Here is a 16,136-nt window from a genome sequence, read left to right as displayed (position 1 = left end):
TATAAATTTTCGGGCGGTTTTATTATGTCAGAATAATATCTTGAACAAATAAAGTCAGGTCTTCCAAAAGGTTGATATCTCCAATTATATCATCATCATTATAGGCCCTCACCACCGGCCTTTGAGGACTTCCCATGTTCTGCCGTATCACAACACCACACAGCCCGTTGCTGAGCTTTACAGTACATCCATCGGGGTAAAACACTATGGTATCCCGAAACACTTGTACCACATCCGGGTCAAGAATGCTTCCGGAAACCGCCAGAATAACCTCAAAAGCTTGATGGGGCATAATGGAAACACCCTTGTTTTGACTGCCGTGCAAGACATTATCATAGTAGTCTGCCACCCGCACGATTCTTGCATAATCGGAAATACCGGTTCCTTTCAGCTTTCTGGGATAGCCGGTTCCGTCAAAATTTTCATGATGCTCATAGCATACTTTTGAAGAGGTTAAACTCATTCCTCTAAGCTTGCGCATTATTTCAAAGCCTATCTCAACATGTTCCGGTTTTTCTTCTGCACAGTTTTCTCTTCCCAAGTCATGTATCAGGGCTCCTGCGACAAGATCGCAAAGCTGATTGAATGTATATGACAATCTACTTCCGATATAGGCAGTTATTATCGCAACATTGACACTGTGTTCGATAACATACTCGTCAACAACATCCATGGAAAGCATGCTTATACCTTTGTCCCTGTACTCTCTGACATAATCGACGATTTTTTTCGCAGCATCCTTTATGGTAAACTCGTCTATTTCCTCAGAATTCTGTATCTTTGTGTATGCATTTTTCAACACTCTGACAACATCATTTCTTGTTGTCAAATCAATGGGTTGGGCTGCTTTTACATCTTCAAACCTGACATCATCTATATAGACCCTGTTTATTCCTAATTGCTTGAATTTTTCTATATAAGATTCCCTAAGAACCACACCGGAATTTAAGACGATTTTTCCGCTTGCCGTAAATACAGGTCTTGCCAACTCATCCCCGGGCTTTAACGAATTCACGCCGACAAGTCTCATGGCTACCTCCATGTAAATGTAATTTTAGGTCAGGACCTCCTGTCCATGCTCTCAAATATATATCTTCAAAAATTATATGCCAATAGTACGAAAGTGACTGTAAATTTATACCATTAATTAAATCCCGTTTGTAATTATCATATTCGACAAAAAAAAAATTTTTCCTGTCAAAGAAAAAGCAAAAGTTCTTTCTGATTAATTTTCATATAATTGATTTAATGTTAAAAACTGTACTCTATTATAACCGCACCATAGAGTTCTATATAAGTTTTTTCCTTTTTAGAAAGGTTTAAATTCCATTTTTCATCCGTGTAATTGTCACCCTTGTCAAAAACTATTATCCTGTTTATGATTAATTTGACAACCTCGTTTGTAAGGCCATTATTTGAAATATAGTTCCTCAATTCATTAGCTTTGTCATTTAAGTCTTCGGACTCAGTTTTTCTTGCATCCAGCTGAAAAATTTCCTGTTTTATTGCAGAAATCCTGTTTTCAAGCTGCTCATTCATCCTCAAGAAAAGACTTTCGGATATCTTGTTCTCAAGCCTATCCTGATACAAAATCTCCTGCTGTTTTTGCTTTGTCTCCATCTGCTTTAAAAGCTTCTTCCGCAAGGATTCACAATCCTCAACCGACTTACCCTGTTCAAGCTTTTGAAAAATTTTAATTACCATCTTCTCATTGTTTAAAAGATTTAAAACATCCTCCAAAACAACCTCGCAAATGTCCTTTTCTCTTATACTGTGGCTTGTACACGCATCTCGTCCCGCTTTACCGTAGCTGCTGCAAATATAGCTCATAGGCCTGTTGTGCCGCTTTCTTGCAAACATAACGCTCCCGCAGGCACCGCAAAATATACTGCCCCGAAACGTATGTATTATCCCTTTGTGAGGACGAGGCCCCACGTTTTTATTACTCCTTATCCTTTGAATCTCTTCATATTCCTCTTTTGAAACAATAGGTTCATGAGTATTCTCAGTTATCACCCAGCAGTCCTTGGGCAATCGTCTGGTCTTCTTGCTTTTAAAGCTGATTTTTTCGCTTACTCCCTGCACCGTATCCCCGGTATAAACCCTGTTTAAAAGAATCCTTCTGACAGCTATGGGATTCCACAGACCCTTTGACGGTGATTTTACACCTTCTCTGTTTAGTATTTCTGCAATATAGCTATAGCCATACCCCTCCTTGTAGAGGTTGTATATTCTTCTTACAATGCCTGCCTCTTCCTTGTTTACAATCAGCCGGTTTTTCTCACAAGGCGACTTTTCATATCCAAAGGGCGCATGACCTATGTACTCTCCTTTTTGTATTTTGAACTTTAAATTCGCACGAATTTTTCTGGAAATATCCAGAATGTAGCGTTCGTTAAACCATGTCTCAATACCCACAATATCATTATCCTTGAGGCTGTCATACCTTCCGTCAAAGGTAACGACCCTCACCCCGTTCTCCTCTAAAAAATCAAGGAATAGAAGGGTTTTGGCATTATTTCTCCCGAGCCTTGACAAATCCTTGAGCACCAGAAGGTTTATTTTTCCCTCTGCAACATCCCGTTTTAGCTCGTAAATTCCCTTTCTCTCAAAGCCCGATCCTGATACGTTATCGTCAATATAAATACCCGTAATTTCACCCAACCCATTTTTCACGACGTAATCTACAAGCAAGTCTCTTTGGGTTTCTATGGTCTCATAGTTTTCCTCATTGTCATCCCTGCTCTCGCGAACATAAATGCCTGCTTTGTAAGAAAATACGGTTCCACTCTTTTTAATGGGCTCCTTCCCCCTTTCTTTCCGTGAACTCACGCTTGATTTCATTATCATTAATATCAATACTGCTATTTTTTAAATTTCCAAAAGCCTAATTACAGCCCTCCCACGATAATTGCTCCAAAAAATGCGTTTTTCTTTATAACGCTCAAATCATCTGCCGGCTTTATGCAAAAACAGCTGAACGATTTTGGTCAAAACTTCTTCCACCTTTTTTTGCCCCTTAAATTTTTTCACAATCATCCTCGACTTTGAGTCCCTGTTTTCCATTACCGGTACCTCATTTAGTTAATGCTAACTAATATATATGCCAAAGGAAAATATTATAAAAATTGTCCGGATCATTTTTAATCCGGACAACTCTATACTTTTATTTATTATGGCATCGAGCCTTTTGAAAAATAGATTTTGTTTTCTGTAATAACCGCATCCATCAATATATCATGTTCTTCTTTAGGAATATTCGGGAAAACCTGAATCTCAAAAGCAATTCCCACTTTCAAGCAATCATCCCGTACCTCCCTCAGGAAAACATCGTAGTAGCCTGCGCCGTATCCTATCCTGCCTCCTTTTACGTCAAAGGCAACCCCAGGTACTACAACCAAGTCAATATCTTTCGGGTCAATTCTTCTCGAAAACTCTTTTACAGGTTCTAAAATACCGTAAGTACCGGGCTTTAAACCGTATTCCCTGTCAGCCAGCTCATACGGATATATTTTCTTTTGACCGTCTACAGAATCAATAAGGGGCAAAGCTACAGTCTTGCCAAGATTCAAACAGTGTTCTATCAAAAACCCGGTCATAACCTCATTTTTAAAGTCCATATAAGCCATTATGCACTTGCTGTTGCAAAATCCGTCAAAGGATATCAGCTTTTCTGCAATCAGCTTGCTTTTTTGCATAACATCTTCCTTTGAAAGCTCTTTTCTGATATTTAATACTTCTTTCCTAAGCTCCCTTTTGTCTTTCACAAACATCATCCCATACCACATTAATTGCAATCAAAATCTTATTAACTCCAAACCTCATAGCACTTTTATGCAAAACATAAAGTCAGAAAAGCAAAAGCCAAAACTGTTATAACAAAGGCAATAACAGAGGAAATCAAAAGGGCTTTTCCAAAGGATTTTCTGTCTTTATCCCCTTCCACACTCATAAACACAATAGCCGCAATCACACCGAAAAGCTGCCCTATTCCCGGAAGAAGATTGGACAGCATTACCATAAAAACTTTCATGCCATTACCCAATGACTTTTTCTGAGTGTTAGCATACATGTTATTCACTATTTCATTAATAGGCTTTGGAGTTGCCGTGTCGGCATGCCGAATCTCAGGCTTAGGCACGCCGGCATTTCCTCCGGCATTATCAGTCTTTTTCGCCGGCTCGGGTCCTTTGTCTAAAGTTTCGCTATTTTCAAGCGCTTCTTTTAGCGCAAAATCATCTTCACTATATTTTACATACTGTTGACCGGAAACAGCTTGTCCGGTAAAATCAGCAACAGAAGTGCTGTCGTTGATGGTTTTATCAAACCTGTACGCACTGTGGTCTGTAGCAATATTTTCTTTTTCCGTATTAAACGTATCTTGAGGATCATCATACGAATACGTCGCATCCGTCTCAAGTAAACTGCCACAGTAAGGACAACGCTTAAAATCGGAAGCAATATTTTCACCGCAGAAACTGCATACCTTTCTACCATCACCAATGTTGCCCATTTCAAATCCTCCTTGTAAGCATACTGACATCTAAAATGAACCTTAATTTAATATTCTTCAACACCAATGAAAATCCTTCACAGCTGTATTAAATTTATCTTACACGATTTATGTCAATTTATATCAATTGCCTTTTGCTCCGTTAAATCACACTTGGGGCATGTACTTATCAATATATGCATCTTCAAATGTGCCCATGTTCCTGTATACCGACACAGCACAGTCAAAAATATGGAATGCCAGTGCGGCACCGGTACCTTCTCCAACTCTCATCTTAAGATTTAACATAGGCTCAAATCCCAATGCCTCCAAAACTTTCTTGCTTCCGGGTTCTGCCGAACCGTGGGAAGGGAAAATAAAGTTTTGAACCTTAGGCTCCATCCTTACAGCAACCAAAGCTGCCGTTGCAGATATAAAACCATCGATCAAGATGGGAATTCTATATGCCGAAGCACCGATAAAACAACCTGCAAGGCCTGCAATATCGAATCCGCCCACTTTTGAAAGAACATCGACAGGGTCGTTTAAATCAGGGCTGTTTACCTCTATAGCCTTTTTGACAATTGAAATTTTTTTCCTAAGCGCTTCATCCGACAGACCTGCTCCTCTTCCCACCATATCCTCCGCTTTTGAATTTGTCAACACTGTGGAAACCGCACTGCTGGTCGTGGTATTACCGATACCCATTTCTCCCGTACCCAAGAGGTTAACCCCTTTTTTCGCCAATTCCCCCACAACTGAAATTCCAACCTCTATGGCCTTTATAGCTTCATCCCGCGTCATTGCAGGTCCTTTTGCAATATTCCATGTACCCTTTCTGATTTTGCGTTTTACAAGTCCTTCACAATCAATGTCATCATCCACTCCGATATCAACAACTACAATATCGGAGCCCGTATGCTTTGCAAAAGCATTTATGCCCGTTATCCCTCTGAAAAAGTTTCTTGTGACTTTGGAAGTTACATCCTTGGGGCAGGAACTTACGCCTTCTTCTACAACACCGTTGTCGGAACACATTATAACGATTGCTTTTTTATCGACACAAGGATAAATCTCCCCAGTTATCCCTGCAAGCTTCCTAACGATATCTTCCAACCGTCCCAAGCTTCCCAACGGCTTTGAGAGACTGTCAAGCCGTCTTTGAACCGTATCCATGGGCTCTTTATGTAGCTCTCCTATTGATTTGAGTGTTTCAAAAAGCATAGTAAAATTTCTCCCCCTGTAAGCCTTAAGAATCATTTGTAACTCGACAAGCCTGCAAGCAAAATTATATTGCAATATTACCGGTAAAGCAAGTAAACAAAAATATATGCGCATAAAACAAAAAACACCTCAAAAATTTTCAAGGTGCTTTTTGTTTTCGTGCATGAAATTTTTATTAATGTACTCCGAATGTATCTTCTTTTACATTATCAAGAGGCATCAAATCCACATGAAGAATATCATCAGTAATCGGCTTCCTTTGAACTTCATGAATTTTTGCCTTTATTCTCTTTCCGTTCATATTCACATTTACCAATACATCATTGCCGTTTCTGTCAACAATAGGCTTTACTTCGTCTTCTATCAAGCTTATCGGAATACTTTCATCGCCCTGATAAAGAACTCCAGGAATCTTCCCTTCCCTTTTAACCTTCTTTGATGCCAACGTCCCTAATTTTGTCCTCTTTTCAATATTAAGTTCAAATTCCTCCATAACATCCTCTCCTTTGTTAATATTGTCACTGTCGGTCAAAACAGCTTTATTAACAAAGTATTTCCAACAAAGCAACAGTTAATGCATATTAAGATTTACTGCATTTCTTCAGATTGATATGTATCGGTATCCCTGTAGTACAAGTACAGCAATGCCTTTATAATATCGTTGCAATTCTCGTATGTTACTGTATGGATGTCACCTCTGTCTACCTGTATTAAAAGTGTCATTTTATGTTTGTCGCTGTTATCGATTACCGTGCTTATCAAATCAATTGCTTGAAGCGGCTTGTAGTAGACATAAATCCAATGCTCAACATCGCTATCCATATCCATCTCCTTTTGATAATAGCTTTCCAAAAAGCTTTTAATTTCTCCGGTTCTCTTTGACAAAAGATTTACAGTAACATACATGTCGGAAAATTCCCCTCGCTTTTAACATTTTATAGTATAGGACTTTTTTCATATTTATATTGATTTCAACAAAAGCTATAAAAAAACCTTTATGTAATTTTTTCATTATTCGCAGCTTGGTGACAATCAGTATTTTTAATTATTATTAATGAAATAATATAAATAACGGCTTTCACTTATAAATAAATTAAACATAAAATTCCATATAAAATTTGAATTTAATTATATGCTTTAAATTCTACAAAGGAATGGAGGAAAAGCATTAAACTGTTTTTTTTAATGCTTGATGTCTATGAAAAAAGTGTTTGATACCGCCAAAAACTGCTGGATGGTTCCTATAATTATATCGTTGGCACTTTGCGGCTGCAACAATAATGAAAACAAGCAAAACAAAGAAAATCCGGAAGTCAAACAGCAGCAATTGGGAAGTAAGAGTGAAGGGGATGAGATACCGGAGCAACTGGAAAGCTTGGAAGAAAACATTGAAAAAATATTTTTAGCTTTGGACGGACCGGCTATAGAGCTGAAAAAAGGCAAACAGGAAGTTCAAAATCAAGATAAAGAAAAAAAGGATATCGGCAATGATAAAGATACCCAAAACGAGAAAAAAAGCAGCAAATCAAAAGAAAACAACGAAGAAGGTGAAAAAAAAGAAAGCAAAGACGAAGAATCCTCAAATGAAAACAATCAAGAGAAAGAAAGTCAGAAAGGCAGCAACACTGAAGAAGGTACGAACCAAAAAAAACAGCAATCAAGCACCGGAATTGAAGAGGAGAAAGAAGATCCTTGGAAAGAAATTGATAAAATTATAAATACCCTTCACTACCAGTGGAACAGCTATACACCCCAGGCTGCAAACAAGAATGCCGGAATGGATCTTATAGATGGCTTCAGCACAGCTCTAAACAGCCTTACGGATACTGTAATCGGTAAAAACAAAACCAACACCCTGCTTGCTGCAAGCTATTTATACTCTTATATACCGGATTTCTATTCCCTTTACAGAACCGAGACCTCTCCGGAAATAAAGAGAGTCCGGTATTACACCCGAAATGCAATGCTTAACGCAATGACAGCCAACTGGGAACAGGCAGACAGTGATATTAAAAACCTTAAAACCATCTGGAATATGTATAAAAATATTGTACCAGAAGAGCAGAAGGAGCTTTCCAGCAAATTGGACTATTCCATACAGGAATTTGAAAAAGTTTTATCGGGAAAGAATCAGCCGCTGTGCGACATAAAAGGAAGAGTCGTAATATCCAATATACAAGCCCTTGAAGAATCCATGCAGTAAGACAAGGCCAAGCTTTACAAAACGGCATTTGTTAAAATCGGTTTGTAAAGCCTGGCCCGTCTTTTTTTGCCCAAAACATTGATGTATAATATACTAAACAAATTAATTGAAAGGACAGGCACCAATGAAGGTTCTGGGTTTGATTGCGGAATACAATCCTTTTCACAACGGGCATCTTTATCATCTTGAAGAATCAAAAAAACTGAGTGGAGCTGACTTGGTTGTATGTGTTATGAGCGGCAATTTCATACAACGCGGGGAGCCTGCAATTGTAAACAAGTGGGCAAGAGCAAAAATGGCCTTGTCACAAGGAGCAGACCTTGTGATAGAGCTTCCCCTTGCTTGTGCCATGGCCAGCGCCGAGTATTTTGCTTCCGGAGCGGTAAGAATTTTAAACGATATAGGGATAGTGGACTATATTTGTTTTGGAAGCGAACATGGAGATATTAAAGAGCTGGACTCTATAGCACAAATTCTTGCGGACGAACCTGCCTCATACAAGTCTTTTCTAAAGGAGGAGCTTGGAAAAGGTTTGTCATACCCTGCCGCCCGCGAATCGGCTCTAAAGAAATACGCAGCATTTAAAGCCATGTCGGACATCAATATTTCGGAAATAATCGCTTCGTCAAACAATATTCTGGGCATAGAATATCTAAAGGCTTTGAAACGCATAAAAAGCAGCATAACACCCCTTACAATAAAGCGAATCAGCAACGATTACAACACTGAAAACATAACAGGCAGCATTTCCAGCGCATCGTCCATTAGAAAATATATTTCTACATCCAATCCACCCTCTTTGGATGATGTTCTTGCCATGACTTTACCCAAAGCAAGTACCGATGTACTCTTTGAAGAGTTCCATGCCGGAAGGGGACCGGTTTTTAAAGAGGATTTTTACCCTGTTGTCACATCCCTTATACGTAAAATGGCACCGGAACAGCTCAAAGAGTTTGCCTATGTCTCGGAAGGTCTCGAAAACAGGATAAAAAGCGCTGCCGATGCTGCAGGTACATATGAGGAGCTGGTGGACGGCATATGCACCAAAAGATATACCAAAACCAGAGTACAAAGGATGCTTATGGGCATACTTACAGGAATAACCTCGGAAGACGTAAATATGCTAAGCCGCTTTGACAGTCCCCAATATGCAAGAGTTTTAGGCTTTAATTCCAAAGGAAAACAGCTTCTTTCTCAAATAAAGAAAAAGTCATCGATTCCTCTTGTGCTAAAGACCGCAGATTTTATCAAGTCCTGCGATCCCATCCTTAAAAGAAAGCTTGAACTGGAGTCGCTTTCCACTGACCTTTATGTGATGGGCTATAAAAATCCTGCCTCTAGAAAGGCAGGTCAGGAGTTTACTCAAAGCATCATTATTGTATAGGGTTGAATGGAAACTTTTAACACCAAATCCCTTTGCTTTTGCTTCTTTCATTTCACCTAAAGAGGCAAAAAAGCCCGGCAATATTTATTTTTACGCCGGGCTCTTTTTTAAGCACTTTTATACTTCCATAATTATGGGCAGAATCATCGGTCTTCTCTTGGTCTTCTCATATAGGAAATCTCTTAAAGCATCCCTTATAATGCTTTTTTTCGTAGACCAGTCATTCTTTTTCTTATCCTCGCACTTCAAAAGTGCAGCTTTACATACCTCTCTTATTTCCTCCATAAGGTCCTCGGATTCTCTAACATATACAAAACCCCTGGATATGACATCCGGCCCTGCCACCACATTGCCGGTATCTCCCTCTATGGTAATAACTACAACTATAAGTCCGTCCTGAGACAGATGCTTTCTATCCCGCAAAACTATGTTTCCTACGTCTCCCACTCCAAGACCGTCAACCAGCACCCTTCCGGAATTCACGCTGCCGTTTATTTTTGCAGAGTCATTGGAAAGCTCCAGAACTTTTCCAATATCCATAATAAAGATGTTTTCCGGCGACATCCCCAACTCAACAGCAAGATTTGCATGGCGCTTCAAGTGCCTGTACTCCCCATGCACCGGCATAAAGTACTTTGGCTTTATCAGTCTGTGAACAAGCTTTAATTCCTCTTGGCTTGCATGACCCGAAACATGAATATCCGCCAAGGATTCGTATATAACTTCCGCTCCCTTCTTGAAAAGCTCATTTACAACCCTTGAAACAAGCTTTTCATTTCCGGGTATGGGATTGGCGGAAATAATAACAAGGTCGCCGGGTATGATTTCAACCTTCTTATGATCTCCGGAAGCCATTCTTGTCAAGGCGGACATGGGCTCTCCCTGGCTTCCTGTGGTTATTATAACCAACTTTTCGGGGGGATATTTGTTTACATGGTCTATATCAATAATCACCCCTTCGGGTACACTCATATACCCCAGCTCCATAGCAACATTTACCACATTCACCATGCTTCTTCCGCATATGGCGATTTTTCTGCCGAATTTAATCGCAGCATTCACAATCTGCTGAATTCGATGAACATTAGATGCAAAGGTTGCAACAAGTATCCTGTTCTTTGCATTCATGAAAATCTCGTCAAAGGTTTCCCCAACGGTTTTCTCGGACATTGTATAACCCTGTCTCTCAACATTGGTACTATCGCACATAAGGAGCAGCACGCCTTTTTTCCCCAGCTCGGCAAGCCTTGCAAGATCAATAGGATCCCCCTCTATGGGCGTGTAATCAATCTTGAAGTCTCCAGTGTGGAAAATTGTGCCTACAGGAGTAAAAATAGCCAGAGCTGTTGAATCAGCTATACTGTGAGTTGAGCGGACAAACTCAACCTTGAAACATCCCAGCTCTATCACATCAGAATGCTTAACAACATTAAGAACCACGCTGCTTAAAAGTCCATGTTCTTCAAGCTTCTGCTCCAAGAGTCCCAAAGTAAGCTTTGTACCGTATACAGGGACATTCAAATCCTTCAGAATATAGGGCAAAGCGCCGATATGGTCCTCATGCCCGTGAGTAAGAACTATACCTCTTACCTTTTCCCTGTTCTTGGTCAAATATGATATATCCGGTATAACAAGATCTATTCCCAGCATATCGTCTTCCGGGAAAGCAATACCGCAGTCAACCACAAATATATCATCACCATACTCGAAAACAGTAATGTTTTTCCCAATTTCCCCCAGTCCTCCAAGGGGTATTATCTTTAGTTTTTTCTTCTTTTTTGCCACAATTTAACCTCCGCTTTCCTTGTATTGTATTATATAAAATAACAATCAGACAATAGACTCAAAAAGATCCGTCCCCATGCTTTAGCATATTTTCAAAAACCAAAAAGCTCTATAGGCGCCGGTCCATTTTTTCCGCCCAAAAAGCCAATCGACAGAAAATATTGCTTTTTCGCAAGTTTTCCGTTTGAGCTATTGATAGTTTGTATTTACCGTTTTTCACAAACAAAATAATTCAAGAAGAAAGACTCCTTGAAACCCGTGCTTGTCTCATACTTTATATATTTTTAATTATATTTTTTTAAATATATTTAAAACATACCGTATATATTTCATACTTTATCTAAAACCTTTATTATTATAGCATATTTCTAATTAATATAAACAATATTTTACCTAAAAAGAGCTAAAACTTGCAAACTGACAAAAAGTAATCATCCATCAACATACATGAAAAGAACCGGCAGATGACATGCCAGCTCCTTTTACCGGAAAAATCCGTGTTTTCAATATCAGTTGAGCTTTCCCACTTCTTCCCTCAAAATCGGGCTGCCCCATTTTACCTGCTTGCTTTCATCCAAAATGGCTTTATATACATTTAACGTCCTCTCTGTCACTTTATCCCAGTTGTAAATTGAGTTAACCTTCTCCAATGCTTTTTTCTTCATTTTCTCCGCTTTATCAGGGTTGTGAAGTATTTCCAATATGCTGTCTGCAAGGGAATTGGCATTTCCCGTATAAGACTTCATACCGTCAACGCCATGCTCTACAATCTCACCAAGCCCTCCGGTGTCAGAGACAACAACCGGTACATTGGCAACCATCCCTTCTAAAGCCACAATTCCAAAAGGCTCGTAAAGACTTGGGAAAACTGCAATATCAACGCATTTATAAAGCTTTAGGAGCTCTTCATCACTTATGTATCCGGTGAAGTACACTTTGTGGGCTACACCCATGCTCTCAGCCTTCCATTTCAGATGATCAAGCTGCGGACCTTTTCCTGCAATCACAAACTTAACATCGTTATAGAATTGGGATACTTTTGGAAGCGCATCTATCAGTACATGTACTCCTTTTTCGTTTACCAGCCTTCCTACAAAAAATACAATTTTCTCGTTATCACGGGCAAACTTTCTTCGAAACTCCATATCCTTCTCGTAACCTTTGAACTTATCCAGATCAACCCCGTTGGGAATGACATCTATTTTATCATTGGGAATCTTAAATACGGACATAACTTCATTCTTCATATATTCGCTATTGACAATAAGCCTCCAAGCCTCAAAAGCCAACCACCATTCCACATTATTTATATATCGCTGGGTGTCATTATGTATCCCCCAGTTCCTGCCGTGCTCCGTGGCATGTATTGTTGCAACGAGCGGTGTTGAATAGGCATGCTTTAAAACCCTCGCCGCAAAAGCAACCAGCCAGTCATGGGCATGTATAATATCAAACTTTCCCGTTTCGTTTATAAGCCTGGTGGCATGTTCCACAATAGCAAAATTTAAATGAAGAACCCAATCAACAAAGTTGTTCGGAGTTACGTCATAGGAATGAAGCCTGTGTACATTAACATTTTCATCTCTTTCAAACTCCCTAGTCCCCATTTCCCAGCATGTTATAACATGAACGTCACAGCCCTGCGCCCCAAGCTTTTGCGCCAAGCCATGAACAACTCTGGATATCCCTCCGACAATTCTGGGGGGATACTCCCACGAAAGCATTAAAATCCGCATACAACTCTCCTCCACCGGAAATTCTGCAATTGTTGCTGTGTTGTCTACATATCTAGTATACGCAATATATTCTTTTTTATAGAGAAAGATTTTAACTTAATCGTAAAAATATTTGGTAAATTCAGCTATTGCAGATGCAAAACCAAAATTATTATATATAAGTCTATTATTATTCGTCAAGCCAATTAAAATTCCTGCTTTTTTCCTTTGTATCTCACATTCTTTTTGCACCTTCGTATGCAAGCTCGGAACGTTCACATTCTTCGTCGTACAAGGAAACTTGAAAACAAAGACTGCTTCCTTTCATTCTTTCGGATGCATAGCATAATCCGTTTGTTCTGATATCAAGAAAAGGATGGTCTATTTGCTCCGGGTCTCCAATAAGTATTATCTTGGTTCCTTTGCCGGCTCTTGTTATAATACCTTTAACTTGTTTTGGGGTGAGATTTTGAGCCTCATCTATTATTACCCACTGTTTTACTATGGATCTTCCCCTTATAAAAGCAATAGCTTCGGTATTGATAATTTTTCTGTCAAACAATTCGTCAATCTTGTCTTTGAGCTCTTTTTCACTAGAATATCTCTCATTGTCATCGTTGTCAATCAGTATCTCCAAATTGTCTATAACAGGCCTTAGAAACGGAGCAATTTTGTCCTGCTCTGTTCCCGGAAGAAATCCGATATCTTCGTCAAGTCTCACATTCGGCCTGCACACAAGAATCTTTCTGTACAGCTTGTTTGGGTCATCCAGCAGTTTGTGAAGCCCCACTGCAAGGGAGTAGAAAGTCTTTGCCGTTCCTGCCGGTCCTTTGATTATCACAAGAGGCGCCTTGTCTGCATCCATCATCAAAGCCTCTTGCATAAATTTCTGTCCCGCATTTCTCGGAGTAACACCAAAGGGATGCTCATTTAAGAATTTCAGCGGCACTATTTTTTTACCGTCAAAACGGCCTAAAGCAGTATGCTTTTTATTTACAGATGATTGAATCAAAAGAAATTGATTTGCAATCAAAACAGGATTTATTTTTTCACTGAAATCGGTGTTAAACACAAAAACGTCTTCATTGTGCAAAAACCCTTTGCTGTAAAATTCATTCAATTTTTCCTCGGTGGTATATACATCCATCCTTCCTTTATATTGATCCTCAAATACAGGAACCTGCTCTGCAAAAAAGTCCTGGGCTACAATACCTAAAATATCTGCCTTGATTCTCTCAAATATATCCTTTGTAACCAGGAAAACATTTTCGCCATTTTCGAGCAGGCCCTTGCAAACTTTAAGTATTCTGTTGTCGTTATTTGAATCATCCCAGCTTTCCGGAAGTTTGACACCGTTGCAGTTTAATTCAACCCTCAACATTCCTCCATTTTCAAGCTTTACACCTTCACTTAGGTTTCCCTTTGCCCTCAATTCGTCCAAAATTCTTGCCGCATGCCGGGCATTGGTACCCAATTCGGTATTATCCTTCTTAAACTTATCCAGTTCCTCCAGTACAACTTCAGGTATCACAACATCGTTGTCCCCGAAGGAGTACAGTGCAAACGGAGTTTGAAGCAATACATTTGTGTCAAGAACGAAGGTTTTTTTCAATGTTGATCGCTCCCATTCCTATTGATTTTTTATTTGCAATAAATATCGGCAAAATTAGCCTATAATAAAATATGTTTGATTTCATAATTGTAATAACTTAATGAGCATAAATTCCAACAAAACGCCGAAATTTAAAGAAAAGATAAATGCTATTGATTTATCGCGATATATTTGGTTTTTTAATCGATTTTCAAAGGCAAACCCCAAAAATCATAAACAACTGCTGGAATTGATAGGCAATTATGCTTGACGAGGTAAAAAAATAAAAGTAAAATTGAAATATAATCAAAGTAAGTGTCTAATGATTCTCTTTTTAAACCCGGATAAAAAATTAAAGCTTTTTATAACATTGAAGGGTTCTAAAGTAGAACCCTTTCCTATTCTTTTTTATAAATTGCTTCATTCAAATCAGTAAAGAAGAATCACAGCCATCATTACAAGAGGTTCGTCTCCAACAGCTTCCACAGAATGCGAAGCACCGTTGCCGGTAATTACCGCATCACCGGGTCCTACTTCGGTAACAGTTCCGTTATCGTTTACCGAACCCTTCCCGCTTATTATATAAAATATCTCCTCCTCACCAACATGCTCATGCAGACCTATTGATGAGCCGGGATTTATAGCAATTTTAGCGCAAAGTCTGGCCTTTCCCTTAAGCTCTTCCTGTTTGAAAATATGCAAAAGCTCAACCGAGCCCTTTCCGCCTCTCATCTGCTCCTTTATTTCCTTAATCATATCTTTTTCCCTTTTAACCATCCAATCACCTCTTATAAAGTATTAAATATAGATAAACTTTCTATATTTTCAATATATATTATTTTATTATATCGCATTCAACATTACAATACGGTATATTTTTGGGTACCTGAAAAATGCTCTGTTTTTTTCGTTTTTGAACATTTATTATTCATACAGGTTGAATAATGCCATATCATGAAGTAAAATAAATAAGAGCTGTATGTAAAGGTGGTGATTAACATAATAAATATATCTCCGGCAATAGTGAATATTCTGGTGTTTGACGAAATAACAAAGCTCCACGGCCGAGACCTGTTATTCAACCCTTTTTTTAAAGCACCGCCCATTACTTTGTCGTTTGTTACCTATACAATGGTCGCAAACGTTCCGAACGGTATAAATAATTTTAAATTCCGGCTTACGGATCCGATGAATGAATTGATGCATGAAACAAAAATAAATGCAGTAGAAGTAAAAGACAATGCTTTTTCCAATGTCCTGATATGGAACAATGTGCATTTTAAAATGCTCGGTGAACACACCATTACATTTTACCTGGCTACCGAAACAGGATTTGAACCTACAGGAAGTACGGTTATAATTGTCGACAATCTTCCTGTAAAGCCGTAAAAAACTCGAAAAATGTTTTTCACAAGGGCTGATTGGGCCCTTCTGTTTTTTCAGCTCAAATATCGGGAATCTTCAAAGTCAAAACCATCACAATCCTTTTGTGATATAAGAAAAAACGCCTATGTCACAGACATAGACGTTTTTACTACATATAATTGGCTGCGGGAGAAGGATTCGAACCCTCACAAAATGATCCAGAGTCATTCGTGCTACCATTACACAATCCCGCAATGCGTTTGCAAAAAGTATTATAGCACAGATTATTTTTAAATGCAACGATATTTTTATCAAAAATCAAAAAATTTAAATTGCAAGTTTAATTGCCTTACAAAATCTTACAGAACCCTGTTTTA

The 16,136-nt window shown here is 38.8% G+C and carries 14 protein-coding genes and 1 tRNA gene; 3 read left to right on the top strand and 12 right to left on the bottom strand.

What is annotated here, in order from left to right; genetic code table 11:
* Window positions 1–22: 22 nt before the first annotated feature.
* The 7 genes from PLH43_RS06110 to PLH43_RS06080 all read right to left on the bottom strand — a co-directional run bounded on the left by PLH43_RS06110 (window position 23) and on the right by PLH43_RS06080 (window position 6,622).
* On the bottom strand, window positions 23–1,030 hold the full coding sequence (locus PLH43_RS06110; RefSeq protein WP_324361153.1) for an HD domain-containing protein: 1,008 nt from the start codon (window positions 1,028–1,030) through the stop codon (window positions 23–25).
* 221 nt (window positions 1,031–1,251) lie between these two features.
* Window positions 1,252–2,850 (bottom strand): recombinase family protein, encoded by a 1,599-nt coding sequence (locus PLH43_RS06105; protein ID WP_324361150.1) that lies wholly within the window; start codon window positions 2,848–2,850, stop codon window positions 1,252–1,254.
* A gap of 323 nt (window positions 2,851–3,173) precedes the next feature.
* Window positions 3,174–3,773: a 5-formyltetrahydrofolate cyclo-ligase gene (locus PLH43_RS06100; protein ID WP_324361179.1), complete on the bottom strand. Its 600-nt coding sequence runs from the start codon at window positions 3,771–3,773 to the stop codon at window positions 3,174–3,176.
* A gap of 59 nt (window positions 3,774–3,832) precedes the next feature.
* A complete protein-coding gene (locus PLH43_RS06095; RefSeq protein WP_324361148.1) occupies window positions 3,833–4,513 on the bottom strand; it encodes a zinc ribbon domain-containing protein in 681 nt (226 codons plus the stop codon).
* A gap of 147 nt (window positions 4,514–4,660) precedes the next feature.
* The gene (gene cobT, locus PLH43_RS06090) at window positions 4,661–5,716 is read right to left on the bottom strand and encodes a nicotinate-nucleotide--dimethylbenzimidazole phosphoribosyltransferase (protein ID WP_324361146.1); all 1,056 of its coding nucleotides are present in this window, start codon (window positions 5,714–5,716) and stop codon (window positions 4,661–4,663) included.
* A 175-nt stretch (window positions 5,717–5,891) separates the two neighbouring features.
* The gene (locus tag PLH43_RS06085; RefSeq protein WP_324361144.1) at window positions 5,892–6,209 is read right to left on the bottom strand and encodes a 50S ribosomal protein L25; all 318 of its coding nucleotides are present in this window, start codon (window positions 6,207–6,209) and stop codon (window positions 5,892–5,894) included.
* 95 nt (window positions 6,210–6,304) lie between these two features.
* Window positions 6,305–6,622 carry a hypothetical protein gene (locus PLH43_RS06080; RefSeq protein WP_324361142.1) on the bottom strand — a complete coding sequence of 106 codons (318 nt, stop codon included), beginning with the start codon at window positions 6,620–6,622 and terminating at the stop codon, window positions 6,305–6,307.
* A 292-nt stretch (window positions 6,623–6,914) separates the two neighbouring features.
* Here PLH43_RS06080 and PLH43_RS06075 point away from each other — a divergent pair, with 292 nt between their 5' ends.
* Both PLH43_RS06075 and PLH43_RS06070 read left to right on the top strand, forming a co-directional pair.
* On the top strand, window positions 6,915–7,919 hold the full coding sequence (locus PLH43_RS06075; RefSeq protein WP_324361140.1) for a hypothetical protein: 1,005 nt from the start codon (window positions 6,915–6,917) through the stop codon (window positions 7,917–7,919).
* Between the two features lie 124 nt (window positions 7,920–8,043).
* The gene (locus PLH43_RS06070; protein ID WP_324361138.1) at window positions 8,044–9,303 is read left to right on the top strand and encodes a nucleotidyltransferase; all 1,260 of its coding nucleotides are present in this window, start codon (window positions 8,044–8,046) and stop codon (window positions 9,301–9,303) included.
* 117 nt (window positions 9,304–9,420) lie between these two features.
* Here PLH43_RS06070 and PLH43_RS06065 read toward each other — a convergent pair whose 3' ends face one another.
* From PLH43_RS06065 to PLH43_RS06050, 4 genes are all read right to left on the bottom strand, one after another.
* Entirely contained in the window at window positions 9,421–11,088 is a 1,668-nt protein-coding gene (locus PLH43_RS06065) for a ribonuclease J (RefSeq protein ID WP_324361137.1), read from the bottom strand.
* A gap of 509 nt (window positions 11,089–11,597) precedes the next feature.
* On the bottom strand, window positions 11,598–12,824 hold the full coding sequence (locus PLH43_RS06060) for a glycosyltransferase family 4 protein (protein ID WP_324361135.1): 1,227 nt from the start codon (window positions 12,822–12,824) through the stop codon (window positions 11,598–11,600).
* A gap of 214 nt (window positions 12,825–13,038) precedes the next feature.
* Window positions 13,039–14,415 (bottom strand): PhoH family protein, encoded by a 1,377-nt coding sequence (locus PLH43_RS06055; protein WP_324361133.1) that lies wholly within the window; start codon window positions 14,413–14,415, stop codon window positions 13,039–13,041.
* A gap of 408 nt (window positions 14,416–14,823) precedes the next feature.
* On the bottom strand, window positions 14,824–15,171 hold the full coding sequence (locus PLH43_RS06050) for a cupin domain-containing protein (protein ID WP_324361131.1): 348 nt from the start codon (window positions 15,169–15,171) through the stop codon (window positions 14,824–14,826).
* A 210-nt stretch (window positions 15,172–15,381) separates the two neighbouring features.
* On the opposite strand from PLH43_RS06050, the gene PLH43_RS06045 reads away from it, so the two are divergent.
* Entirely contained in the window at window positions 15,382–15,783 is a 402-nt protein-coding gene (locus PLH43_RS06045; protein WP_324361129.1) for a hypothetical protein, read from the top strand.
* A 156-nt stretch (window positions 15,784–15,939) separates the two neighbouring features.
* Here the strand turns inward: PLH43_RS06045 and PLH43_RS06040 are convergent.
* Window positions 15,940–16,013: transfer RNA gene (locus PLH43_RS06040), tRNA-Gln, on the bottom strand.
* Window positions 16,014–16,136: the final 123 nt, after the last annotated feature.

Source organism: Acetivibrio sp. (assembly GCF_035371925.1).
In the GTDB taxonomy this organism is placed as follows: domain Bacteria; phylum Bacillota; class Clostridia; order Acetivibrionales; family Acetivibrionaceae; genus Hungateiclostridium.
The sequence above is the reverse complement of the archived record's forward strand: the minus strand, read 5'-3'. Positions and strand labels throughout refer to the sequence as shown.

What these genes read in the sequence shown, in the direction of transcription:
- PLH43_RS06110 (WP_324361153.1), bottom strand. Translation starts at nt 1,030, where the DNA reads ATGAGACTTGTCGGCGTGAATTCGTTAAAGCCCGGGGATGAGTTGGCA.
- PLH43_RS06105 (WP_324361150.1), bottom strand. Translation starts at nt 2,850, where the DNA reads ATGATAATGAAATCAAGCGTGAGTTCACGGAAAGAAAGGGGGAAGGAG.
- PLH43_RS06100 (WP_324361179.1), bottom strand. Translation starts at nt 3,773, where the DNA reads ATGTTTGTGAAAGACAAAAGGGAGCTTAGGAAAGAAGTATTAAATATC.
- PLH43_RS06095 (WP_324361148.1), bottom strand. Translation starts at nt 4,513, where the DNA reads ATGGGCAACATTGGTGATGGTAGAAAGGTATGCAGTTTCTGCGGTGAA.
- cobT (WP_324361146.1), bottom strand. Translation starts at nt 5,716, where the DNA reads ATGCTTTTTGAAACACTCAAATCAATAGGAGAGCTACATAAAGAGCCC.
- PLH43_RS06085 (WP_324361144.1), bottom strand. Translation starts at nt 6,209, where the DNA reads ATGGAGGAATTTGAACTTAATATTGAAAAGAGGACAAAATTAGGGACG.
- PLH43_RS06080 (WP_324361142.1), bottom strand. Translation starts at nt 6,622, where the DNA reads ATGTATGTTACTGTAAATCTTTTGTCAAAGAGAACCGGAGAAATTAAA.
- PLH43_RS06075 (WP_324361140.1), top strand. Translation starts at nt 6,915, where the DNA reads ATGAAAAAAGTGTTTGATACCGCCAAAAACTGCTGGATGGTTCCTATA.
- PLH43_RS06070 (WP_324361138.1), top strand. Translation starts at nt 8,044, where the DNA reads ATGAAGGTTCTGGGTTTGATTGCGGAATACAATCCTTTTCACAACGGG.
- PLH43_RS06060 (WP_324361135.1), bottom strand. Translation starts at nt 12,824, where the DNA reads ATGCGGATTTTAATGCTTTCGTGGGAGTATCCCCCCAGAATTGTCGGA.
- PLH43_RS06050 (WP_324361131.1), bottom strand. Translation starts at nt 15,171, where the DNA reads ATGGTTAAAAGGGAAAAAGATATGATTAAGGAAATAAAGGAGCAGATG.